This window comes from Streptomyces albidus (ex Kaewkla and Franco 2022) (genome assembly GCF_013870515.1).
GTDB lineage: Bacteria > Actinomycetota > Actinomycetes > Streptomycetales > Streptomycetaceae > Streptomyces > Streptomyces albidus.
Genome location: NZ_JACBXA010000083.1, coordinates 1 through 20,936 on the forward strand (window position 1 = coordinate 1; position 20,936 = coordinate 20,936).

Below are 20,936 nucleotides of genomic sequence, written 5' to 3' on the forward strand. Positions count from 1 at the left end.
AGCACCACCGGAACCCCGGCGGCCGTCGCGATGCGGGCGGCCTCCACCTTCGTCACCATGCCGCCGGTGCCCACGCCGGCTCGGCCCGCGCTGCCGATCTCGACGTCCTCAAGGTCCCGCGGACCGGTCACCTCGGTGATGCGCGAGGTGCCGGGACCGGTCGGGTCGCCGTCGTAGAGGCCGTCGACGTCCGACAGCAGCACCAGCAGGTCCGCCCGCACGAGGTGGGCGACGAGCGCGGCGAGCCGGTCGTTGTCGCCGAAACGGATCTCCTCGGTGGCCACCGTGTCGTTCTCGTTGACGACGGGGACGGCGCCCATGGCCAGCAGTTGTTCCAGCGTGCGGTAGGCGTTTCGGTAGTGGGCCCGGCGACTGGTGTCGTCCGAGGTCAGCAGCACCTGGCCGACCCTGCGCCCGTACCGCGCGAAGGAGGCGGTGTAGCGGGCGACGAGCAGTCCCTGGCCGACGCTGGCAGCGGCCTGCTGTCGCGCCAGGTCGCGGGGACGCCTGGCCAGGCCCAGCGGCGCGAGCCCGGCGGCGATGGCACCGGAGGAGACGAGCACGATCTCCTTCACTGGCCTCTCGGCCTCTCCGTCCGCGCGTCCGGCGTGCTTGGCCAGCACGTCGACGAGGGCATCGACCCTGTCGGCGTCCAGGCCTCCGGCGGCCGTGGTGAGCGAGGAGGAACCGACCTTGACGACGATGCGCCGCGCGCCGGTCACCTCGTCCCGGGGGGTCCTGCCCTCGCCTGCCGTGGTGCTGCTCACTTCCGCTGCCTGCCTGTTCCGTTCCGCCACGCCCGTACGATCCGTTCTGGTGCCGCGGAACTGTGCCCGCCGCGTCCGCAATCTACGGCAGTGCTGATCCACTCCGCTTGCCCGTTCCGACCAGTGGACGGGTGGGGATAATGACCTTTGTCCTCGTATTGACCCGGGACACTCCGCCGCAGATTGTCACCGGCCCGGTGCCAGGCATACGGTCAGTGGTCATCCACGGCCGTGACTCCCCCACCGGCCGGTTTCCATCCCCCGACCCTCGACCTCCTGCCAGGAGCCCAGCCCGTGCCCTCTGCCGGTCTCTCCCCCCGACGCGCCGTCCAGCTGACGGCACTGCTCGCGATGACGGTGTTCTACGCCGCACAGCTCGCGGGTGCGCTACTGCCGAACGTGCCCGTCTTCATCGTCGCCTCCGTGGCGGGACTCACGCTCGACCTCTACCTCACGCACCAGCAGCCGGGCCTCCTCGCCCTGCTCGGCAAGGTCCGTTTCGACGTCACCACGCGCCAGCTGCTCCGCGACATGCTCATCGTCATCGGCCTGGTCCGCATCCCCGACGTCCCCCCGGACATCGAGCGCCCCCTCACGCTCCTGCTGCTCGCCGCCTACGCCACGCACTTCCTCTGCCAGGCCGTGGCCCAGCTGGTGCGGCGCAGCCGTACGCTGCCGATCCTCACCCGCAACATCGACGCCTCGGACCTGCGGCTGACCATCTCGCCGCCGCGCCTCCTGGCCCGGCAGCCCAGCCGCCGCCTGCTGCGCTTCTCCATCCCGGCCACGCTCGGGCTGATGCTGAGCGCGGCGTTCGCCTCGGAGGTCTTCGGCATCCTCGGCCTCGGCCTCAGCATCGCGCTGTCCCTCGGCGGCGCCGTGTACCTGGGCACCTGGATGCTGCCGAAGAAGCGGCACGCCAACGAGCAGCAGGCTCTGGACTGGCTCGGCCGGTGGCTGGCCAAGTACAAGCCGACGGTCGGCATGTACTTCTCCGGCGGCACCACCTCCGCGTACCAGGCGAACATGTGGCTCTCCACCCTCGCCCAGCTCGACGGCAACCCGATCATCGTGCTCCGCGAGCGCTTCATGGTGCAGAAGATCGAGGCGACGGACGTCCCGATCGTCTGCATCCCGAAGGTCGCTCACCTGATGCACCTGGAGCACTCGACGCTCAAGGTGATGCTGCACCCGGCGAACTCCGGCAAGACCTCGCAGGTGCTTCGCATCCCGACGATCAAGCACGCGTTCATCAACCACGGCGAGAGCGACAAGCTCTCCTCCTGCAACCCCTACGCGAAGGCCTACGACGAGGTGTGGGTCGCGGGTCCCGCCGCCCGCGAGCGCTACCAGCTCGCCGACATCGGCGTCGACGACCGTGACGTGGTCGAGGTCGGCCGCCCCCAGCTCTCCCCCATCGAGCCGTCCCAGGGCGTGCCGCAGGGCGCGTACACCACCGTCCTGTACGCGCCGACGTGGGAGGGCTGGACCAACGACCCGGGCAACACCTCGATCATCCTGGCCGGCGAGAACATCGTCCGGACGCTCCTCGCGGACCCGGGCGTGCGGCTGCTCTACAAGCCCCACCCGATGACGGGTTCCGTCGACCCGCGTGCGGGGGCTGCCGACGCACGCATCCAGGCGATGATCGTCGAGGCCAACTCCAAGCGTTCCGGGGACCGCCCGGGCGCCGAGACCGCCGCCGAACTGGCTCGGCGCACACGCGAGTTGGACGAGCTGACCACCACCGCATTCCGCCGTGGCGCGGACGAGGTGGAGAAGATGATGCTCCAGTCCACGCCGGAGAAGGGGCGTGCTGAGCGCGTCGCGGCGGCCACCGCCGCCTGGGAGGCAGCCAACTGGGCGTCCTTCCCCGAGTGGGAGCACCAGATCGTCACCGGCCCCCGGCCGGCGATCTACACCTGCTTCAACGAGTCCGACCTGCTCATCTCGGACGTCTCCTCCGTCGTCTCGGACTATCTGACGAGCGAGAAGCCCTACGCGGTCGCCAACACCAGCGGGCTGAGCGAGGACGAGTTCCGGGCGGGCTTCCCGACCGTACGGGCTGCGGCGATCCTCTCCCCCGAGGCGACCGAGATCCCGGCGCTGCTGGAGTCCGTACGGGAGCCGGCGAAGGACTCCCTCGCCAAGGCCCGGTCGGAGCTGAAGGTCCACCTCCTCGGCCCGGCCGAACCGCCCTCGATGACACGCTTCAACCAGGCCGCGATCGACCTGTGCGATTCGACCGACGCCCGCAACGAGCGGGTCGCCAGCCGTACGAGCGACATCCCGGGCCAGCGCGAGACCGAGGCCCAGGAGGCCGCGGAGGAGGCCGAGTTGGAGGCCCCGGGCGCCGGCGGCACGCTGTCCGACCCGGAGGAGGCCGACCAGGTCACGGCGTGAGAACCGGCTGAATCGGAGTCGAGGGTCCCGGAAGGCGAGCGAGCCTTCCGGGACCTTCGTCGTACGGGCGGTTCAGCGGGGGAGCCCGCTCGGTGAAGGTCTGAGCGGACGGCCTAGAGAAGGTCCCATTCTCGCGAGCGCTCGGTGAGCCTGCGGTGGACCACGGCCGCTGCGGGGTTGGCGGGGACGCCGGTCCGCGTCGCCAGATACAGGGTGTTCAGCGGGCGCACCTGCGGCTGGTGCAGCGTCTCCACCGAGCCCGATGCGAGCGCCGGTTCAGCCAGGTAGCGCGGCAGGACCGACACTCCCGCACCCGCAACGACGGCTGCCAGCACGGCACGCAGGTCCGGAACGGTGACGGCCACAGGGTTGGGCGGGCGGCGGCCGAACTCGCTGCGCCAGTACCGGCGGATGATGGGCAGCTCCTCCGCGTAGGCGACCAGCGGCAGATGCGCCAGCGCACGGACGGGGTCCTCGTTCAGCCGGCCGGGGTCGATCGTCCGGGCGAGGCCGGGCGGGCCCACCAGCAGGAACTCCTCATCGGCGAAGGGTGTCGCCACCACGTTCTTCAGGCGGGGCCGTACCGCGGACACCACGAGGTCGATGCGGGCGGCGGCGAACGCGGCCAGCAGCTCCTCCGCGAGCCCCAGAGTGATCCGAAGCCGCAGCCCGCCGGCCGTCAACGGGGCGAGCGCGGGCACCACACGCATGGCCATCAGGTCCGAGGGGCCGGCCAGATGCACCGTGCCCCGGTGGGCGGCCTGATCGTCGGCGCCCGCGGCGGAGCCGACGGCCTGCTGGAGTTCGTCGAGGTGGGTGCCGATCCTCCGGGCGAGATCGTAGGCACGGTCGGTGGGGACGGCGCCCCGGCGCGAGCGGACGAACAACGGCTCGCCCATCTGCTCCTCCAGGCGGGCCAGTTGGCCGCTGACCGCGGGCTGGCTCAGACCACGCCGGGAGGCGGCGGCGGTGATCGACCCGCTCCTGTAGATCTCCAGGAAGGTGGACAGCAGATCGAGGTCCGGCACGCCACTCCCCTTCCATAAGAAATCTGATGGCAGGTCTCAGATTAGCGGAGGATTTCCGAGGGATGCGAGTGTTGAGAGGGACGACAGACGGACAGCACACAGCAAGAAAAGGAAGTTCCGCCATGACAAAGATCCTGATGGTCGTCTCCGGTGCCGACCACCTCACGCTGGGCGACGGCACGGCCCACCCCACCGGCTACTGGGCGGAGGAGGTCGCCGTGTCGCACCGGGTGTTGCGGGAAGCAGGCTTCGATGTGGACATCTCCACTCCCGGCGGCGTCCATCCCACCGTCGACCCGATCAGCCTCGACGAGCGGGGCGGCGTGGACGAGGCCGCCGCGAAGGGCTTCCGCGCCTACCTGGACTCCCTGAGCGACGAGCTGGCAATGCCGCTTCCCCTCGCCGACGCCTCGGCCGACGACTACGACGCGGTGTACATCCCGGGCGGTCACGGCCCCATGGAGGACCTGGCATTCGACCCGGACCTCGGCCGTCTGCTCACCGCGCTCGACCGGCGCGGCAAGGTCGTCGCAGCGCTGTGCCACGGCCCCGCGGGGCTGCTCAGCGCCAGTGACGGGGACGTCTTCCCCTTCGCCGGCCGCAAGCTGACCGTCTTCACCAACGAGGAGGAGCAGCAGGGCGGCCTCGGGGACGCGGTGCCGTACTTCGTCGAGAGCAGGCTCCGCGAGCTCGGCGGCCTGGTCGAGATCGGTCCCGCGTGGTCGGTCAAGGTCGTGGTCGACGGCAACCTCGTCACCGGTCAGAACCCGCAGTCGAGCGCCGACACCGCCGGTCAGGTGGTCGAGGCCCTCAAGGTGCGCAGCGCCGCCTGACGCGCGGCCTCGCAACGCGAGACCCACGGTCCGGGAGGTGACGCCTCCCGGACCGTTCGCGGCCGGAGTGTCGAACGGGTGCGGTGCGTGCGGCGCGTGCGGGTTCAGCCGTCCAGCAGCGGGGCCAACGCCGTGCGGAGATCGGCGTGTTCGCGGTAGTGCGTGGCGGTCATGCCGAGCGCGGCGGCCGCCTCGACGTTCGTGCGCGAGTCGTCCACGAAGAGGCACCGCCCGGCGCCGACTCCCGCGCGCTCGACCGCGATCTCGTAGATTCCCCGGTCCGGTTTGGCCACTCCGACCCTGGCGCTGCTGACCACGTGATGAGCGAGCTCTTCGAGGCCCAACTCCGCAAGCTCCTCCTCCAGTTCGAGAGACGCGTTCGAGACCAGGACCAGGGGCATCCGTTCCCGTACGCGCCGGAGCATCCCGACCACGGCCTCGTCCGCGTAGGAGCGCGCCGCGGCCAGAGCGGTGCCCAACTCGCGGGCCCGTGCCTCCGGCAGACCGATCCGGCCGACGAGTCCGTAGGCGATCGACCGCACCCACTCGTGCTTGGTGATCTCTCCCAGCAGCAGCGGCAGATCCGTCCCCGGCGCGAAGGCGATCTGCATCGTCGTGCCGACAGCCAACCCCAAATCGCGCTCCAGCCCGGCCAGTTCACTCGTGTCGTAGAAGCGGATCACGTTGTCGATGTCGCACAGCACGGCTTCGACGCGCTGCCCGGAGGAGCCGTCGGTCCTGGTCGTCGTCACACCTCTGAATAGCAGAGCGGCAGAGGAGCGCGAAAGGGACGTCGGCGCCCTCCCGGCGACTAGGCCCTGTCTGAGGGCGCCGTTCTCCCCAGCTCCACCGCCTCCCGGGGGTTTCCCCCACTCCCGGGCGGCCGGGCAGCCGGATGTCGCGGGTGGTGCAGGTCCGGGAGGGTGTGCACAGAGCATCCGACGACCGACGGGGGAAGCTTGATCATGCAGAACGGAAGCTCCAGCAGTGACGGAGGCTCCTTCAGCAGTGCGGCGAAGGCAGTCGGCATCGCCGCGTTGGTACTGGCCGTCACGGGGAGCGCGGCGCTCAGCGTGGCCTCTGCGGAGGAGGCCAGACAGTCCGAGGCGGCGCGGCACACCGCAGGGCCGACGGCCGGGGTGTGGCGCATGGACGGTTACGGCACCGTGCTGAAGGTCGACCGGGGCCGCGTACAGCAGTACCAGACCACCAAGGTCAGCTGCCTGAAGGGCACTTCGGCCAAGCGGACGAGCGGACACGGGGACAGGGCACGGTACGTCACCGAGGACGGGGAGGCGTTCACGCTGCGCCCGGCAGGAAGCCGGACACGAGCGTCGATGCACATCGAGGGCTCGGTCGGCGACCGGGGACTGCGGCGCATCCAGGCGCTGCCCGGAGCCTGCGCCCGCGAGGTGCCCGAGGACCCCGTGAAGACCTTCGACGTCTTCTGGCAGACCTTCGATGAGAACTACCCGTTCTTCGCCGCCAAGGGAGTCGACTGGGACGCCGTCCGGGACCGCTACCGCCCGCAGGTCACCGCGGATACGACACAGGGTGAACTGTTCGCCGTCTTCCGCAGGATGGTGGCCCCGCTGCACGACGCGCACGTGGCGATCCTTGCCGGGGAGTCCGGCTCCTTCGGCCAGGTGCGCCCCGGCACCGAGATGCCCACTCCTCAACTGGACGCGAAGACACGGAAGTTCATCAAGGAACGCGACCTGGCGGGTGCCGAGGTGAAGGCCTTCGCCCGGGGGCGGATCAGCTACGCGGACCTCCCGGGCGACTGCGGCTACCTGCGGATCACGGGCTTCGCCGGCTACACGGAGAAGGGTGACCAAGCCTCCGAGAGCGCGGAACTCCAGCGGGCGCTGGACGCCGTACTCACCCCGGAGCGGGCCGCATCCCTCAAGGGACTGATCGTCGATCTGCGCGTCAACGGCGGCGGATCGGACCAGCTGGGCCTGGAGTTGGCGGCGCGCCTCACCGACCGCCCCTACCTCGCGTACGCCAAGCGGGCCCGTAACGAGCCGTCCGACGCGACGCGCTTCACCCGCCCGCAGCCTCTGTACGTGCGTCCCGCGGCCGGGCACCGCTACACCGGGCACGTCGCCGTCCTGACCGGCGGCTCGACGGTCAGCGCCGGAGAGACCTTCACCCAGGCGCTGATGGAACGTCCGGGCCGGACGCTGCGCATCGGCCAACCCACGCAGGGCGTCTTCTCGGACACGATGGAGCGCCGGCTCCCCGGCGGCTGGAGCATCCTGCTGCCCAACGAGGAGTTCCGCACCCGGCACGGGCAGACCTTCGACGGCACCGGCATCCCACCTCACCACCTCGAACCGGTCTTCACGGACGAGGAGTTCGAGCAGGGGCGCGACTCGGCGTTCGACAGGGCCGTCGCGGAGCTGCGCTGAGGCGCTGCAACCGGACGCCGTCCGATTACGTCTGCTCGTAAGCTGCTCCGGTCTCCCGGACAGACGTGCGCGAACCGATGGAGAGGACGCCGACCGTGCAGAACAACCGACGGCTGAGTAAGCCTGCGACCACGCTTGCCGCCGCGGGGCTCGTCACCGCCTTCCTCACCGCCGGCTGCTCGCTCCAGGACAGTGTCTGCCGGTCCGAGGAGTACCCGGTCAAGGCCGTGGGGAGCACCACCGGCCAGACCTGCGTGGCCGACGGCGAGGAACCGCCGAAGGGATACGTGCGCTATCCCGAGGGCAAGGTGCCCGAACACGTCGACGACAAGTGGGACAAGTACTGGAGCACACGAGTCATCGACAAGGACAGCAACGTCACGAAGAAGTGAGCGCCGCCGCGGGCGTCACGTGACTACACCCTGCGCCAGCGGGCCAGCATGAAGCAGAACAGCCCGAAGAGCGTGACGCCCACAGCGACGGCCACGAGCAGCCAAGGTCCCACCGGAGTATCGGCGAAGGACCTCAACGCACCGTCCATGCCCTTGGCTTCATCGGCGTCGGACGACCATGCGGCCTCCATGGCGAACAGACCCAGGACGAAGAGGACCGCCCCCCGGGCGACGCCGCCGGTCACTCCGAGCACGTCGACCCACTTTCGGTGGCGGCGCGGGATGCGCGACATCCTCAAGTGGTCGTGATACTTGCGCCTCAGCGCCTGCACCGCTCCCCAGGCGCCGAACGCCGCGATGGCCAGGCCCGCCAGGCCGACCAGCACCTGCCCCGCCGGTACGGACAGCGCCCGGGCGGTGATGTCCTCGGACTTCGCATCGCTGGAGCCGCCGCCCTTCGACCCGTTCGCGAACGAGAGAACCGAGAAGGCCAGTACGCCGTACAACACGAACCGTCCCGCCGACATCAGCCGCTTGCGGGTCTTGTGGCCGCCCTTCTCCGACGCGCCGAACATCGCCTCCGACAGCCGCCACAGCGCGAGCCCGGCCAGCCCGATCCCGACGGCCCACACCAACAGCAGGCCGAAGGGCTGCGCCGCCAACTCCCGGAGGGCGCCGCTCTGATCGGCCTGCTTGCCGCCGCCGCCCTCGCCGAAGGCGATGCGCAGCGCGAGCAGGCCCACGAGTATGTACAGCACCCCCTGGGCGACCATGCCCGCACGCGCGACTCCTTCGAGCGTGGAACTGTTCGCCGCCCGCCGCGCACTCCGGCGCCCTCTCCACGACATGGCCGATGCGTTCATTGCCCCGCCTCCCCTGGATCACGCCGAATGCCGACGTACCTCGAAGGTCAGCGATTGCCCGCGCCGGGGCGAAGGAAACGCGAAGCTCGACTTATCGGTCGAGGGCGACAGTTCGGATGAGGTGAGCGAAGGAGGCAGGGGGGAACGTGAGGTACGGACCGTCGGCGTACTTGGAGTCGCGCACGGCGACGCCGGCAGGAAGCTGGGCGACCTCCACGCACTCGCCGTTTTCCACGCTGTGGCTCGACTTACGCCATCGGGGGTGGGCCCACTGCACCTGCCCTGTACTCATAGCGCTCCTCCAAAACACGAGCGATCAAGTCAGCCGAGTCCCCGGGAGACAGGGCGGATGCTCGCAAGAGATCGTAACGAAGCGAACGTGCCCGGAACTCTTGCGGGTTGGCGGTGGCGTCCACTCCGTCGTAGCCCTCCGCGTACGCGATGTTCGGCTGGTCCTCATAGGAGAAGAGCGTGAAGGCACCGATCATTCCCTGGTGCGCGCCCACAGCGAACGGGAGGATCTGGATCTGCACGTTGTCGACGTGCCGGTAATCCAACAGGCACAACAGTTGCTGTGCCATGACCTCCGGTCCGCCGACTTGCTGATGGAGCACAGCTTCGCTCAGTACGACCCAGAACAGGGGCGAATCTTCCCTCCTCAGAATTCCCTGGCGATGCATCCTCGCCGCCAACTCCTCCTCGATATCTTCCCGTTGGCTGATGCCGAGCATTGCGCGGGCATACCCCTCTGTTTGGAGGAGCCCGTGAACGGCTTGGGGCTGAAAAGCGCAGATCTGAATCGCAGGGGCTTCGATCTCGGCCACTCGACGCTGCTTGTACGGCAGCCTGCTGCGCTTCAACAAAGGCCACAGTCGCAACAGTGCGCCCTCGGCCCCCAGGGCCGCATCAGCGCGCTGAATGAACTCCAGAGTGGGAGCCTTGGCTGCCGTCTCCACCTGTCCGATCAGCGAACCCGTACAGAAGACAATCTTGCCCAGCTGCGCCAAGGTCAGCCCCGACCGCTCCCTCAGGCGCCGCAGCTCGGCACCGAAGTAGTGGAGGGGCGAGGCCCCCGGATCGAGTTCCTTGATGTTCGCCACCGGCGTCCCCTCACTCAACGGACGTCACAGCGCCCGGAGTTGCATTCGAGCCATAGCCGAGAGTAATTGGTGCGTCACAGCCTTGTCCTGTGAACGTCATCGAGGAACCCGCCGAATTCCCACCGCGCCGCTACCGGGTCGCCCTGACCGTCGGCGACCACTCGCCGCGCCACCTTCGCCGCATCGCTCGCGCCTACCTGCGCTTGTGGGGGATGCACCAACTGACCGACGCCGCCGAACTCGCCCTGACCGAACTGGTGACGAACGTCCACCGCCACGTCCCGGACCGCTGGTGCACGGTCACCCTCCTGCGTACGGACACCGGAGTCCGCATCGAGGTCTACGACCGCTCCCCCTCCTCTCCGACTCGCCGCTCCGCAAGCGAATGGGACGAGTCCGGCCGCGGTCTCGCCTTGATCGCCCGACTCGCCGACAAGTGGGAGGTCGTGCCCGAACTCGTCGGGAAGACCGTCCGGTGCGAGGTATCAGTCCGGTGAGTGCTCGCTTGCTCGCTGCTTTGCCTCGAACTCTTCCAAGTACCGATAACTGGCTGCCGTGTGGGGATGTTCAGCTCCGACGCTCCGCTCCCGTTGCCTGGCGACCTGACTCATCAGGCACAGCGCTGTACTGAGATCACCGGATGCGGCCCTTGTTCGCGCGTACAACGTCTGGGCGGCCAACGTGACAGGGTGGGAAAGCCCATAGCGCAGCTCATACTGCTCACGAATCTTCTTTGCTGCGACGTCAGCGGCCTCGTGGCGCTGCGATTTGAACAACACGACTGCGTAGTCGAATTGGGCGCCGAGGGTGACACTGTGCTCACCTCCGATGTACTGCTCACACCTCTGCGGATGAGAGGGCTCATTCCCGTCCATCCAGGCCGCGATTTGCGAAACAGGTGTATGCAGCAACAGGGCCGACTGGGCCCGCAAGGTGAGGGGATGCTCGGGCCCGAGCACGCCTTCCCGACCAGTAGCGCACCGTTGGAGGATTTCCAGACCCTCCGCCCCTCTGTCGAGCGGTTGCAGAGCGAGGCTGAGGCCATAGCGGGTGTCCAACGAATCGGCATCCTCCGGACCGAACAGCCGCTCCTGGTCTGCAAGAACCCTACGGAGCAGCGTCTCCGCTTCCTCGAATCGACCAAGCCGGAACAGCGCGCGGCCCTCACGGGAACGAGCCCTCAGCAGAAGCCGGTGCTCAGCCCCGAGAACCGGCTCTGCCACAGCTGCGGACGCCGAGGTGAGTTCCCAAGCGGACAGGTAATCACCAGTACGGTGAAGGGCGACCGCGAGTCGCACGGTCGCGTTCAGCGCATCTGGGGTGACTGCCCGGTCGGTCCGCTGAAGCAGAGCCAAAGCATGGGGAGCAAGCAGACGCAACCGCAGGTCCTGCGGACCTCGTTCTGGAACTGCCGGGACGACAGCGCCGAGCAACTGAACTGCTGCGCGGTGGAGTTCCTGGAGCGCCTCCGCTGGCGTACCGGAGGTGACACTCGCGATCAGCACCCCGTGCGACTGGACACATCGCACTCCGGCGTCAACGAGACTCACCAGCGACTGGTCGAGCAACCCACGTAATGCGACCTCGGCCCGTGTCCTCGACAGCAAGCCCCCTGTGTCGAGCCCGCTAAGCAGCGACAACGGCAAAGGATCAGCCCCGAAGCACGCCAGCAGCCGCAGCAGCACAGTCGATTCGGGCAGCCCCTGGGCAGTGAGCGAGTCGAGGGAGAGCTGCCAGGTTCGGCTGACAAGGTTGCGGGACTCATCGCCCGGCAGCGCAGCAGCGCCCTCATCGAGGATGCCGACTTGCTCAGGTCCCACAAGGTGTTGCCCGTACTTCGCCATCGTCCACGGCTCGATCACCTGATGGGCCAAGAACCCTCCGGCGAGAGTCAGCGCCAATGGCAGCCGCCCGAGGCGGTCAGCGACCGCCTTCGCCTCCTCCACCGTCCCCGTCTCGGGCGCGAGATCGCACAGGACCTGTGCTGCCGCGTCGCTCGGCAACACTCCGACGTGGTGCAGTTCGGCGTTCGTCCACCAACGGGCTGCCGCCTGCCGGGTGGTGACCAGAACCGTCCCACGCGGACTGCTGCGCAACCAGCCGTCCTGAAGGACGGCTGGGTTGTCAGCATTGTCGAGCACCAGAAGCCAGGGTTGTGCAGACGCACCGAGCCGGTCCCATACGAGGTCGGCCGCTGCCCGCAGCCCGTTGCGGGCCGCCAGTAGCTGACCTTCCTCTGCACCCCGGTCGGCTGCAACGGCGAGCATTCCACTGCGCAAAGTGGCGCGGTCGGATGCGTTCACCCATAAGCCGATTCGGCCAACGACATCTGTCGCGTACTGGAACAGGGCATGGGCGACTGCGGTCTTGCCGCAACCGCCCATGCCATGCAGGACGTAGATCTCATCACCACCGCCCGAGGCAACGGCCCCGTGTAAGCGTTCCATCAGGTCGGTGCGATCACGGAATACCTGTGGCGCTCTGCCGCCAGTGGGCCTTCGCACCGACTCGATGCCCACCGGGTCGGCGGTGGCCGAAACGGAGCCACCGTGATGGTGATGCTCGATGATGTGCTGGTCCCCGGACGCCTGATAGACCCGGCCCTGGCCGTCGGCACGGCCGTCCATGCCGCTGCCGCCGTTCATCGCTCGTTGATGTGCTGATCGCGCCCGGCCTGGTAGACCCGGCCCCGGCCGGAGGCCGTCGCCCGCTGCTTGACCCTCGTACCTGTGTCAGTCTCCGGAGCGGGCAGTTCGTCGAGCAAGCGGCGTAAATCTCCGGCCACTTCGGGGCGTTCCCGCAGCAAGCGACGGAGGCGCCCTTCCCACTCCGTCTGGAGCTCGTTCACGGAGTCTTCGTAGTCGGCCGGCTGCACCGCCAGCAGATCCTCACGGGTGGCCTCGAGCTCAGCCGTCACAGCGTCTGCCCGCCCTGGGTGTACACGCCGCCAGAGCTCAGTCATGGCATCGCGCGTGCGTTCCCACGCATCAGTCGCCATCAACGTGACCACGGTTGTGCCCGCGCTGGTGGCCAAAGCTGCGATCTCCGGCTCCACGGCCGCCCCCCTGAGTCAAAGCAACTGCTCTATGTGCGGATCCATTTACCCTATGGCACCTCGTGGGGGCCCGCGTCCGGCTCAACCTGCTCACTTCGACCGGTTGTCGAACCTCGCCGCCACCGCTTGCTCCAGCGTGAGACCGCTCGCGTCCTCCTCCGGTTCCAGGAAGGCGTGGATCACGGCAAGCGTGACCGACCCCATGAGAGAGCGGCGCTTGTCGTCGTCGATGACGCCTGCGCTGGGGTCACCGATCGCTCTCAGGATGACCCCGTCGTTGACTGCTGACAGAGCGTTCGCGAGGTCGTCGAGGGTCAGGCCCTGCCGCAGTCGCAGGCCGCGTTCACGTAAGACGTCGGCGTACAGCTTCTTCCACGAGCCGAGATAGTCCTCGTACATGGCGGAGATGGCTTGCAGCACCTCCACGTCCCCCTCGGCAGCAGTCATGAGAGCCAGCCCGAGCCGCACGGAGGGCTCTTCCACACCCTCGGCTGTATGCAGGTAGGTCACCTCGTGCACGGCGCGTACGAAGTCCGGCCCGCTCACCAGTTTCTTGGTGTTGGCGGCACGCTGCTCCCGGTAGTCCGGGCGGTAATTCTCCCGCCACACCGCGAAGTTGATCAGATCTGCGACGAAGTCCGACTGCGACTTCCACCGGTCCCTCATCGCCGAGACAGTGGCCCGCCGGGAGAAAGGAGGAGGGTTCTTCGCGACCTCGGCCGTGACCCCACGCTGTGAGAGGGACCCGAGAAGCGGGCGCCTGCCCCGGTCACCTGGCTGAGCGCCGGGCCCGAGGTTCCGCGCGAGCAGCCGCATCCCGGCGGCCAGATATGCGGCAGTCATCAGGTCGTTCGCGAGCCTGGCGCGGAAGTAGGGGGTTCGTCGATTGAGGTTGCGCAGCACACCTGAGAGGTCGAGGTCGTAGGGGGTCGGCAGATGCCGCTTCCCCCTGAGGTACCGCGGCTCGTCCATGTTCGGCATGCCCGCATGCTTCCGTAGCCCGGCCGCTTCCAACAGGCGCGCAGGTGCGCGGTAATCGGACGGGGAGCACCAGTACCGCGCGGCTGCGCCGAAGCGGATCGGCACGGCGACGCGCTACACCTGAGGATCTACGGATTCACGAAGGTGTGATCGAAGATGCCCACAACCGGCATGAGCCATGTGGCATGGGCGCTGACGGCAATCGCCTCCAGCAGCGCCGTGGCCCGGCTGATCCTCGTCCTGGTCACCGCGCACGCGGCGCGGGCGGCTCTCAGACCCACGGCCGCCTCGAAGGAAGCCGACCGTCTCCGCGAACACCGCCTCGCGGTCCTGCAGGCCCTCCTCAACTGCCGCAGATCGCCCAGGCGTTGAGCGACCGGACGCGCGGCTCCGCGGAACCGGGACGGGACACCCCGACCCGTCGCTGCACGGGGTGTCCCGACCCACGGCCTCCGGGGAAGTGACCCTGCCCGGTCGCCAAAGGCTCCAGGGAGCCTCACGCGCCCCTCATGAGCACCAGGTCCTCGCCCCACGAGTCCAGGACGGGGCCGTGCCCCGCAGCCCGCGCATGCGGTTCGAGCTCGACGAACAACTGCCGTACAGCGTCCGCGGGTTCAGGTGACAGGGCCCGTTCCAGGACTCCCAGCAGATGGCCGTGCGCCCACTCGGGACGGCTGAGGGGATGACGCCTCAACTCCCAAGCGAGGTACTTGTTGTACGGCCGCACCCGCTCGTGCAGGGCGAAGACGTACGTCAGGTGGTGCGGAAGGCTCTCGGCGGCGTCGAGGCGTGCGGCCGTCATGTCGCCGTCGCGGTCGTTCTTCACGCAGCGGTACAGGCCGTTGAGGAAGGCGTCGAGGACGCCGGCCGCTGTCCGGGAAGCCTCCGAGGAGGTCAACCTCCCTTTCGCGAGGACGAGTTCGCCGATGAGCCCGTCAGTCGCGTCCTTCAGCACCACGGCGTGGGTGAAGGCGTAGCGGTTCCACTCGGTGCCGGATCCGGGGAGCGCGTGCGTACGGAACTCGCCGAGGCTCATCACGGAGACGTCCATGCGGGCGTCCCGGCGCTCCTCCCCCTCCTTCAGGCTGTGCTGCTCTTCGTCGACGACGAGCAGCACGTCGTAGTCGGAGTGCCGGGTCGCGGTCCCCTCGCGCGCCCTTGACCCGGTAAGGACCATGCCGAGCACTCGTACGTCCGCCTCCGTACGGGCGCACAGCTCGGCGAACTCCTCCTCGATCGTCATCTCGCACATCACAGGAGCCAAGCATCAACGCCGCGCCCGGCCAACCGGATTGAGCGGCACCCGCTGCGGACCGCTGCGGCTCATCCCGGCTCACGGCGCCAGGGCGTCGAGCGCGGTCTCGGCGTAGCCGGACCACTGATCCGAGTGTGCCGCCGGGATCGCCACCCAGTCCTTGAAGGGGCGGCCCTTGCCGGAGGGGTCGAAGAGTTCGGCACCGGGTACGTCAAGTGCCCGGCCGTGTGCGGGAGTTCCGTCACCGAGCTTGACGGCGAGGGTGTCGCCCTTGAGGCAGGCGAAGGCCTTGCCGTGTGCCTTGAGTGCCCGTTTGCCGAAGATGGCGCCGGCCGTGGCACCGCGTGGGGCGAGGTCGGCGGCGAGTTCGTCGAACAGCGTGTCCGGGTCCATGAAAAGGGCTCCTTACGACGGTTCTGCGGTAATTGCTCCGGATACGATCCAGGAGTGGACGACGACGCCGGAAAGGCCCCGAGGAATCCGCAGACCGATGCGGCCGGCACTCAGGTCATCGCCGTCGCGGAGGACTGGGCTGCCGCGATTGTGTCCGATGACGCCGCGCGGATCGCGAGCTTCATGACGGACGACTGGGTGATCGTGTCGGAGACCGGCATCTCCACCAGGGAGGAGTTCCTCTCCGTCGTCGAGTCCGGGCAGCTGACGCATTCGGCGATGACCCTCGTCAGCCCGGCGAGGGTACGGATCCACGGCGACACGGCGATCTTCACCGGACGAGTGACGAACACGGCTCACCATCTGGGCCGGCGATTCGACGCCGACGAGTGGACGACTGACGTCTTCGTCAGGCTGGACGGCCGATGGCTGTGCGCACTGAGCCACATCACGTCGGCAGCCCCGGGCCCGGACTGACCGCCCCAGGCTCGGACTGACCGCCCCGCCCCCGGCGCCCGCCCCGCGCGACCAGTTCCTGGCCCGCACCCTCGCCACCTCCCCTCGCCCTCCCTGCCCCCGGCCCCGTGACCTCCGACGTTTGACATGCAAGCATTTACTTGCATGATGGAGGTGTGAGCACCGACATGGACAAGGTCTTCAAGGCCCTGGCCGACCAGACCCGCCGGTACCTGCTGGACCGTCTCCACGAGGACAACGGCCAGACGCTCGGCGAGCTGTGCGAACGCATTGAGATGTCCCGCCAGGCGACGACGCAGCATCTGGCGGTTCTGGAGGCCGCGAATCTGGTGAGCACGGTGCGACGCGGGCGCGAGAAGATCCACTACCTCAACCCCGTCCCCGTCCATCAGATCCAGGAACGGTGGATCGACAAGTTCGAGCGTCCGCGTCTGCGATCGCTCAGCGCCCTGAAGCAACGAGCGGAGAACGCCATGACAGCGAAACCGGAATTCGTCTACGTCGTCTACATCGAGAGCACCCCGGAGAAGGTCTGGGACGCACTCACCGACGCCGACGCCACAGGCGCCTACTGGGGCCACCGAAACGTCTCCGACTGGCAGACCGGCTCCGCCTGGGAGCACCGGCGCACCGACGGCTCGGACATCGCCGACGTCGTCGGCGAAGTGGTGGAGAGCCGGCGGCCGGACCGGCTCGTCACCACGTGGGCGGCCCCCGACGCCGGACCGGGCGACGAACCCTCCCGGGTCTCCTTCGACATCGAGCCGTACGAACAGATCGTCCGGCTCACCGTCACCCACGAGAACCTGAAGGACGAGGCCGAACGGAACGAGGCCGCCTCGGGCTGGGCCGCGGTGCTGTCCAATCTGAAGTCGTACCTGGAGACCGGCAGCCCGCTTCCCCAGGAGCCGTGGCTCGTCCCGTAGGGGTGGCGGGGGTGCGTGACACCCGGGCTTCCAGGGGCTGTTGGACGGTACGCCGTCGGCTCAGCGCCCGTCCTGCTCGTACTCGTCGAAGACGCTCTCGAGGCTGCGCCGCGCCCACTCCCCGCCTGAGCCTGGGTCGGCGAGGGTGACCAGCGCCTTCCACAGCGTCCAGCCTCGACCACGGGCCCATGTCGCGCTGTCGACACCGAGTGCTTCACGGAAGGCCTGCCTGCTCTCGCCCGACAGGAACGTCCAGGCGATCGTCATGTCGCACGCCGGATCGCCGACGCCGGAACAGCCGAAGTCGATGACGGCAGCCAGCCGGCCGTCCCTCACCAGCAGGTTTCCGACCGCCACGTCACCGTGGAACCAGACGGGCGGGCCATGCCACGTCGCTCGGAGCGCCGACTCCCACACCTCGGTGGCCGTGTCACCTCGATCACGGCTGCCCAGCACCTCGATCGCACGCCGGGTCTCCTCGTCGTACGTCTGGAGCGAGGCGCCGCGGAAGAAGCTCTGCACCCCGGCGGGCGGGCCGCCCGACGGGTCGGCCTTCTGGAGGGCGCCGAGGAAGCCCGCAAGTGCCGTGGCGAACTCGGTCATGTCGTCGATGCGTTCGGCGGTGACCGTCTCACCTTCGATCCACCGGATGACGGACCAGTTGAAGGGATAGCCCTCGGCCGGCAGGCCCTTCGCGACCGGAGCGGGCACGGGCAGCGGCAACTGCGGTGCGAGCACCGGCAGCCACCGCTGCTCCTTGTCGACCTGCGCCGCGTACCCCTCGGCGCTCGGCAGCCGCACCGTCATCGCGTCTCCGAGATGAAAGGTCCGGTTGTCCACGCCCCCGAACTCGACGGGCCGGACGGGGAATTGCGCCCATTCCGGGAACTGTCCGGCGATCAGCCGCCGGACCAGGTCCGCGTCGATCGGCGGCACTGGTGTCTGCTCATGGCTCGCGCGATCGTCCTCGCGCAGGGCTCCGTCGTCGCTCATCACGGAACAGGGTCACGACCGCCGCCCGGGGCGGCAACCGAATTACGGGCCGGGCGAAGGCATCGGACACGCGGAGCCGCACGACCTCACCGGCGCCGGCGGCATGGAAGCGCCCCAATGGACGGCCCACGGCCGGCGACGCCGGGCCCGCCGGCTATCCCTCGAAGGGGTCGAAGTCCTGGTACTCGCCGAGCGCTTCGTCCCGCTCCGCCTCGCGGTCGCGTCGCCTCTGGGCGGCCGGACGCGGGGTCTCCATGCGGTGGTCCTCGCCACGGCGGCCCAGCATCTCCGCGCCCGTGACCATCGTCGGTTCCCAGTCGAAGACGACGGCGTCGTCCTCTCCGCCGATGGCGACGCCGTCGCCCTCACGCGCTCCCGCCTTCATCAACTGCTCTTCCACACCGAGGCGGTTGAGTCGGTCGGCGAGGTAGCCCACCGCTTCGTCGTTGTTGAAGTCGGTCTGGTGGACCCAGCGTTCGGGCTTCTCACCCCGCACGCGGTAGAGCCCGTCGTCCTCCTTCGTGACGGTGAAGCCCGCGTCGTCCACAGCCTTCGGCCGGATGACCACGCGGGTGGTCTCCGTCTCCGGCTGCGCGGCACGCGCCTCAGCGACGATCTTGGCGATCGCGAAGGAGAGCTCCTTGAGGCCGTGCCGCGAGACGGCGGAGACCTCGAAGACCTCGTACCCGCGAGCCTCCAGGTCGGGACGGATGATGTCGGCGAGGTCCTGGCCGTCGGGAATGTCGACCTTGTTGAGGACGACGATGCGCGGCCTGTTGTCCAAGCCCCCGTACTGCTGCAGCTCAGCCTCGATCGTGTCCAGGTCGGAGGCGGGGTCGCGGTCGGATTCGAGGGTCGCGCAGTCCAGTACGTGCACGAGGACGGAGCAGCGCTCCACGTGCCGCAGGAAGTCCAGGCCCAGCCCCTTGCCCTGGCTGGCCCCCGGGATCAGACCGGGGACGTCGGCCATGGTGAAGACCGTCGAACCGGCCGTGACCACACCGAGGTTGGGCACGAGCGTGGTGAAGGGGTAGTCGGCGATCTTCGGCTTGGCCGCCGAAAGCACCGAGATGAGTGACGACTTGCCCGCCGACGGATAGCCGACGAGCGCTACGTCGGCGACGGTCTTCAGCTCCAGCACGATGTCGCGCGACTCGCCGGGCTCGCCGAGGAGCGCGAAGCCGGGGGCCTTGCGGCGAGGTGAGGCGAGCGCGGCGTTGCCCAGCCCACCGCGTCCGGCCTGGCCCGCGACGAAGACGGTGCCCTTGCCGACCATGTCGGCCAGCACCTCGCCCTTGCTGTCGAGGACGACGGTCCCGTCGGGGACGGGCAGGATCAGGTCCTTGCCGTCCGCGCCGGAACGGTGGCCGCCCTCCCCCGGCTTGCCGTTGGTGGCCTTGCGGTGCGGGCTGTGGTGGTAGTCGAGCAGGGTGGTCACGTCCGGATCGACGACAAGGACGACGTCTCCGCCGCGCCCCCCGTTCCCGCCGTCCGGGCCGCCGAGCGGCTTGAACTTCTCCCGGTGCACGGAGGCACAGCCGTGGCCCCCGTTACCCGCGGCGACGTACAGCTCGACGCGGTCCACGAAGGTGGTCATGCGAGGTGCCTCCTGGGTTCCCCCGGCACAGCCGGAGGGAGTGATGATCGGTGCTCGAACTCGGTGGCCGGCGCACCCGATCGTGTGCCGACACAGCGAGGGCGGACCGGCTTCCTCCCTTGCGTACGAGCGTTGCGTACACACAGGAGCGGCGGTCCGCCCTCGTTGACGATGCGTGATGCACTGCGCTACTGGCGCAGGTGATTACTCCGCAGCCGGAACGATGTTCACGACGCGACGGCCACGGCGGGTGCCGAACTGCACCGCACCGGCGTCCAGCGCGAACAGCGTGTCGTCGCCGCCACGGCCGACGCCCGCGCCCGGGTGGAAGTGGGTGCCGCGCTGGCGGACCAGGATCTCACCGGCGTTGACGACCTGACCGCCGAAGCGCTTCACGCCGAGGTACTGGGCATTGGAGTCGCGACCGTTCCGGGTGGACGATGCGCCCTTCTTGTGTGCCATCTCTGCTCAGTCCTTACTTCTTCTTGGCCGGGGTCGGGATGCTCGTGACCTTCAGCGCGGTGTGCAGCTGACGGTGACCGATCCGCTTCTTGTAGCCGGTCTTGTTCTTGTACTTCTGGATCCGGATCTTGGTGCCCTTGTGGTGGTCGACCACCTCGGCCGCGACCTTGACCCCGTCGAGCACCCACGGGTCACTGGTGACCGTGTCACCGTCCACGACGAGCAGTGTCGAGAGCTCGACGCTGTCGCCGACCTTGCTCTCGGAAATACGGTCGACCTCGATGACGTCGCCCACAGCGACCCGCTGCTGACGGCCGCCGGTGCGCACGATTGCGTACACGCGGAACTCTCTTTCGCTCGTCACGGAACTCCTGACGCCAGCCGCCCGGCGCGAAATGGAGGCGACGAGGACATCGCCGACCCGCTCGCGATCTGATCCGAGAGGATTGAGCGGCCTCTCCCGGACGATGCCGGGAGGGAGTTGCTCAGGAGCGCGGCGCATCCCGATGACACGCCGACGGTCAAGGTTACGGGGCGCCGCACAGCCTGGTCAAACCGGCCCTGCGGCCCCCGAGGCGGTCCGAACACACCGGCGACCGCCCGCCGCTGAACGGAAGGAGCCTCCGCCTCCCCTACCGCTGCCGGCAGGGGAGGCGGAGGCTCCGCCGCAACGTGTGCGCGCCGTCAGTCCTCACTCGTCGGGGCCGACACCTGGGACGGACCCTCCTGCTCGGCCGCGGCCGTCTTCTTCGCCGCCGGCGCCTTCTTGGCCGTGGCCTTCTTCGCCGTCGTCTTCTTCGCCGCCGGCGCCTTCTTGGCCGTGGCCTTCTTCGCCGGAGACTTCTTCGCGACGCCCTTCTTCGTGGAGGACTTCGCTTCTCCGTCGTCGCCTTCGGCGGACTCCGCCGAAGGCGACGAGACGCTGCGGGTAGCCCTGCGCCGCGCACGTACCGGAGCTGCGGACGCCACCGGCTCCGGCGGCGCCTCGGTCACCGGC

Annotated in this window: 24 protein-coding genes; 8 read left to right on the forward strand and 16 right to left on the reverse strand. The window is 68.9% G+C overall.

Annotated elements, in window-relative coordinates:
* Positions 1-722: glutamate 5-kinase (gene proB / locus H5J26_RS14865; RefSeq protein WP_181766340.1), on the reverse strand; the 722-nt coding region annotated here is incomplete at its 3' end.
* Between the two features lie 339 nt (positions 723-1,061).
* On the opposite strand from proB, the gene H5J26_RS14870 reads away from it, so the two are divergent.
* Complete coding sequence (locus tag H5J26_RS14870) at positions 1,062-3,170, forward strand: hypothetical protein (protein WP_181766321.1); 2,109 nt, start codon at positions 1,062-1,064, stop codon at positions 3,168-3,170.
* 113 nt (positions 3,171-3,283) lie between these two features.
* Here H5J26_RS14870 and H5J26_RS14875 read toward each other — a convergent pair whose 3' ends face one another.
* Positions 3,284-4,198: a LysR family transcriptional regulator gene (locus H5J26_RS14875; RefSeq protein WP_181766322.1), complete on the reverse strand. Its 915-nt coding sequence runs from the start codon at positions 4,196-4,198 to the stop codon at positions 3,284-3,286.
* Positions 4,199-4,320: 122 nt separating this feature from the next.
* Between H5J26_RS14875 and H5J26_RS14880 the strand changes: the two genes are divergently transcribed.
* On the forward strand, positions 4,321-5,031 hold the full coding sequence (locus tag H5J26_RS14880; protein ID WP_181766323.1) for a type 1 glutamine amidotransferase domain-containing protein: 711 nt from the start codon (positions 4,321-4,323) through the stop codon (positions 5,029-5,031).
* 104 nt (positions 5,032-5,135) lie between these two features.
* Here H5J26_RS14880 and H5J26_RS14885 read toward each other — a convergent pair whose 3' ends face one another.
* Positions 5,136-5,783 carry an HAD-IA family hydrolase gene (locus tag H5J26_RS14885; RefSeq protein ID WP_309237917.1) on the reverse strand — a complete coding sequence of 216 codons (648 nt, stop codon included), beginning with the start codon at positions 5,781-5,783 and terminating at the stop codon, positions 5,136-5,138.
* A 213-nt stretch (positions 5,784-5,996) separates the two neighbouring features.
* Here H5J26_RS14885 and H5J26_RS14890 point away from each other — a divergent pair, with 213 nt between their 5' ends.
* Both H5J26_RS14890 and H5J26_RS14895 read left to right on the forward strand, forming a co-directional pair.
* On the forward strand, positions 5,997-7,445 hold the full coding sequence (locus H5J26_RS14890; protein ID WP_181766325.1) for a S41 family peptidase: 1,449 nt from the start codon (positions 5,997-5,999) through the stop codon (positions 7,443-7,445).
* Positions 7,446-7,540: 95 nt separating this feature from the next.
* On the forward strand, positions 7,541-7,837 hold the full coding sequence (locus tag H5J26_RS14895; protein ID WP_419183800.1) for an SCO0607 family lipoprotein: 297 nt from the start codon (positions 7,541-7,543) through the stop codon (positions 7,835-7,837).
* Between the two features lie 23 nt (positions 7,838-7,860).
* Here H5J26_RS14895 and H5J26_RS14900 read toward each other — a convergent pair whose 3' ends face one another.
* The 3 genes from H5J26_RS14900 to H5J26_RS14910 all read right to left on the reverse strand — a co-directional run bounded on the left by H5J26_RS14900 (position 7,861) and on the right by H5J26_RS14910 (position 9,800).
* A complete protein-coding gene (locus H5J26_RS14900; protein ID WP_181766326.1) occupies positions 7,861-8,700 on the reverse strand; it encodes a DUF1206 domain-containing protein in 840 nt (279 codons plus the stop codon).
* 91 nt (positions 8,701-8,791) lie between these two features.
* Complete coding sequence (locus H5J26_RS14905) at positions 8,792-8,992, reverse strand: DUF397 domain-containing protein (RefSeq protein ID WP_181766327.1); 201 nt, start codon at positions 8,990-8,992, stop codon at positions 8,792-8,794.
* On the reverse strand, positions 8,949-9,800 hold the full coding sequence (locus H5J26_RS14910; protein WP_181766328.1) for a helix-turn-helix domain-containing protein: 852 nt from the start codon (positions 9,798-9,800) through the stop codon (positions 8,949-8,951). Before H5J26_RS14910 ends, H5J26_RS14905 begins: the two co-directional genes overlap by 44 nt.
* Before the next feature lie 89 nt (positions 9,801-9,889).
* Here H5J26_RS14910 and H5J26_RS14915 point away from each other — a divergent pair, with 89 nt between their 5' ends.
* Positions 9,890-10,297, forward strand: coding sequence for an ATP-binding protein (locus H5J26_RS14915; RefSeq protein WP_309237918.1), 408 nt, complete (start codon positions 9,890-9,892; stop codon positions 10,295-10,297).
* Here H5J26_RS14915 and H5J26_RS14920 read toward each other — a convergent pair.
* The 3 genes from H5J26_RS14920 to H5J26_RS14930 form a co-directional block, all read right to left on the reverse strand.
* A complete protein-coding gene (locus H5J26_RS14920; protein WP_181766329.1) occupies positions 10,286-12,445 on the reverse strand; it encodes a tetratricopeptide repeat protein in 2,160 nt (719 codons plus the stop codon). The two genes, H5J26_RS14915 and H5J26_RS14920, sit on opposite strands and share 12 nt — an antisense overlap.
* A complete protein-coding gene (locus tag H5J26_RS14925) occupies positions 12,442-12,717 on the reverse strand; it encodes a hypothetical protein (protein WP_309237919.1) in 276 nt (91 codons plus the stop codon). The genes H5J26_RS14920 and H5J26_RS14925 overlap by 4 nt, the downstream gene beginning before the upstream one ends.
* A gap of 228 nt (positions 12,718-12,945) precedes the next feature.
* Complete coding sequence (locus H5J26_RS14930; RefSeq protein ID WP_181766331.1) at positions 12,946-13,836, reverse strand: hypothetical protein; 891 nt, start codon at positions 13,834-13,836, stop codon at positions 12,946-12,948.
* Positions 13,837-13,992: 156 nt separating this feature from the next.
* Between H5J26_RS14930 and H5J26_RS14935 the strand changes: the two genes are divergently transcribed.
* Positions 13,993-14,208, forward strand: coding sequence for a hypothetical protein (locus H5J26_RS14935; RefSeq protein ID WP_181766332.1), 216 nt, complete (start codon positions 13,993-13,995; stop codon positions 14,206-14,208).
* A 124-nt stretch (positions 14,209-14,332) separates the two neighbouring features.
* On the opposite strand, the gene H5J26_RS14940 is transcribed toward H5J26_RS14935, so the two are convergent.
* Both H5J26_RS14940 and H5J26_RS31500 read right to left on the reverse strand, forming a co-directional pair.
* Entirely contained in the window at positions 14,333-15,079 is a 747-nt protein-coding gene (locus H5J26_RS14940) for a nucleotidyltransferase domain-containing protein (RefSeq protein WP_181766333.1), read from the reverse strand.
* Positions 15,080-15,169: 90 nt separating this feature from the next.
* On the reverse strand, positions 15,170-15,484 hold the full coding sequence (locus tag H5J26_RS31500; RefSeq protein WP_181766334.1) for a hypothetical protein: 315 nt from the start codon (positions 15,482-15,484) through the stop codon (positions 15,170-15,172).
* Between the two features lie 54 nt (positions 15,485-15,538).
* On the opposite strand from H5J26_RS31500, the gene H5J26_RS31505 reads away from it, so the two are divergent.
* Together H5J26_RS31505 and H5J26_RS14955 are read left to right on the forward strand one after the other, a co-directional pair.
* Entirely contained in the window at positions 15,539-15,961 is a 423-nt protein-coding gene (locus tag H5J26_RS31505) for a nuclear transport factor 2 family protein (RefSeq protein ID WP_181766335.1), read from the forward strand.
* 167 nt (positions 15,962-16,128) lie between these two features.
* Positions 16,129-16,887, forward strand: coding sequence for an ArsR/SmtB family transcription factor (locus H5J26_RS14955; RefSeq protein WP_181766343.1), 759 nt, complete (start codon positions 16,129-16,131; stop codon positions 16,885-16,887).
* 60 nt (positions 16,888-16,947) lie between these two features.
* On the opposite strand, the gene H5J26_RS14960 is transcribed toward H5J26_RS14955, so the two are convergent.
* The 5 genes from H5J26_RS14960 to H5J26_RS14980 form a co-directional block, all read right to left on the reverse strand.
* On the reverse strand, positions 16,948-17,880 hold the full coding sequence (locus tag H5J26_RS14960; protein WP_181766336.1) for an aminoglycoside phosphotransferase family protein: 933 nt from the start codon (positions 17,878-17,880) through the stop codon (positions 16,948-16,950).
* Between the two features lie 154 nt (positions 17,881-18,034).
* Positions 18,035-19,477 carry a GTPase ObgE gene (gene obgE / locus H5J26_RS14965; RefSeq protein ID WP_181766337.1) on the reverse strand — a complete coding sequence of 481 codons (1,443 nt, stop codon included), beginning with the start codon at positions 19,475-19,477 and terminating at the stop codon, positions 18,035-18,037.
* A 204-nt stretch (positions 19,478-19,681) separates the two neighbouring features.
* Positions 19,682-19,939, reverse strand: coding sequence for a 50S ribosomal protein L27 (gene rpmA / locus H5J26_RS14970; protein WP_181766338.1), 258 nt, complete (start codon positions 19,937-19,939; stop codon positions 19,682-19,684).
* Between the two features lie 13 nt (positions 19,940-19,952).
* Positions 19,953-20,279: a 50S ribosomal protein L21 gene (gene rplU, locus H5J26_RS14975; protein WP_181766344.1), complete on the reverse strand. Its 327-nt coding sequence runs from the start codon at positions 20,277-20,279 to the stop codon at positions 19,953-19,955.
* A gap of 344 nt (positions 20,280-20,623) precedes the next feature.
* Positions 20,624-20,936: hypothetical protein (locus H5J26_RS14980; protein ID WP_210771347.1), on the reverse strand; the 313-nt coding region annotated here is incomplete at its 5' end.

Excerpts from the sequence above, each read along its gene's own strand:
- H5J26_RS14960 (WP_181766336.1), bottom strand. The coding sequence starts at position 17,880 with ATGAGCGACGACGGAGCCCTGCGCGAGGACGATCGCGCGAGCCATGAG.
- H5J26_RS14905 (WP_181766327.1), bottom strand. The coding sequence starts at position 8,992 with ATGAGTACAGGGCAGGTGCAGTGGGCCCACCCCCGATGGCGTAAGTCG.
- obgE (WP_181766337.1), bottom strand. The coding sequence starts at position 19,477 with ATGACCACCTTCGTGGACCGCGTCGAGCTGTACGTCGCCGCGGGTAAC.
- H5J26_RS14935 (WP_181766332.1), top strand. The coding sequence starts at position 13,993 with ATGCCCACAACCGGCATGAGCCATGTGGCATGGGCGCTGACGGCAATC.
- H5J26_RS14890 (WP_181766325.1), top strand. The coding sequence starts at position 5,997 with ATGCAGAACGGAAGCTCCAGCAGTGACGGAGGCTCCTTCAGCAGTGCG.
- H5J26_RS31500 (WP_181766334.1), bottom strand. The coding sequence starts at position 15,484 with ATGGACCCGGACACGCTGTTCGACGAACTCGCCGCCGACCTCGCCCCA.
- H5J26_RS14920 (WP_181766329.1), bottom strand. The coding sequence starts at position 12,445 with ATGAACGGCGGCAGCGGCATGGACGGCCGTGCCGACGGCCAGGGCCGG.
- H5J26_RS14940 (WP_181766333.1), bottom strand. The coding sequence starts at position 15,079 with ATGACGATCGAGGAGGAGTTCGCCGAGCTGTGCGCCCGTACGGAGGCG.
- H5J26_RS14900 (WP_181766326.1), bottom strand. The coding sequence starts at position 8,700 with ATGAACGCATCGGCCATGTCGTGGAGAGGGCGCCGGAGTGCGCGGCGG.
- H5J26_RS14880 (WP_181766323.1), top strand. The coding sequence starts at position 4,321 with ATGACAAAGATCCTGATGGTCGTCTCCGGTGCCGACCACCTCACGCTG.
- H5J26_RS14955 (WP_181766343.1), top strand. The coding sequence starts at position 16,129 with ATGGACAAGGTCTTCAAGGCCCTGGCCGACCAGACCCGCCGGTACCTG.
- rpmA (WP_181766338.1), bottom strand. The coding sequence starts at position 19,939 with ATGGCACACAAGAAGGGCGCATCGTCCACCCGGAACGGTCGCGACTCC.
- H5J26_RS14930 (WP_181766331.1), bottom strand. The coding sequence starts at position 13,836 with ATGCCGAACATGGACGAGCCGCGGTACCTCAGGGGGAAGCGGCATCTG.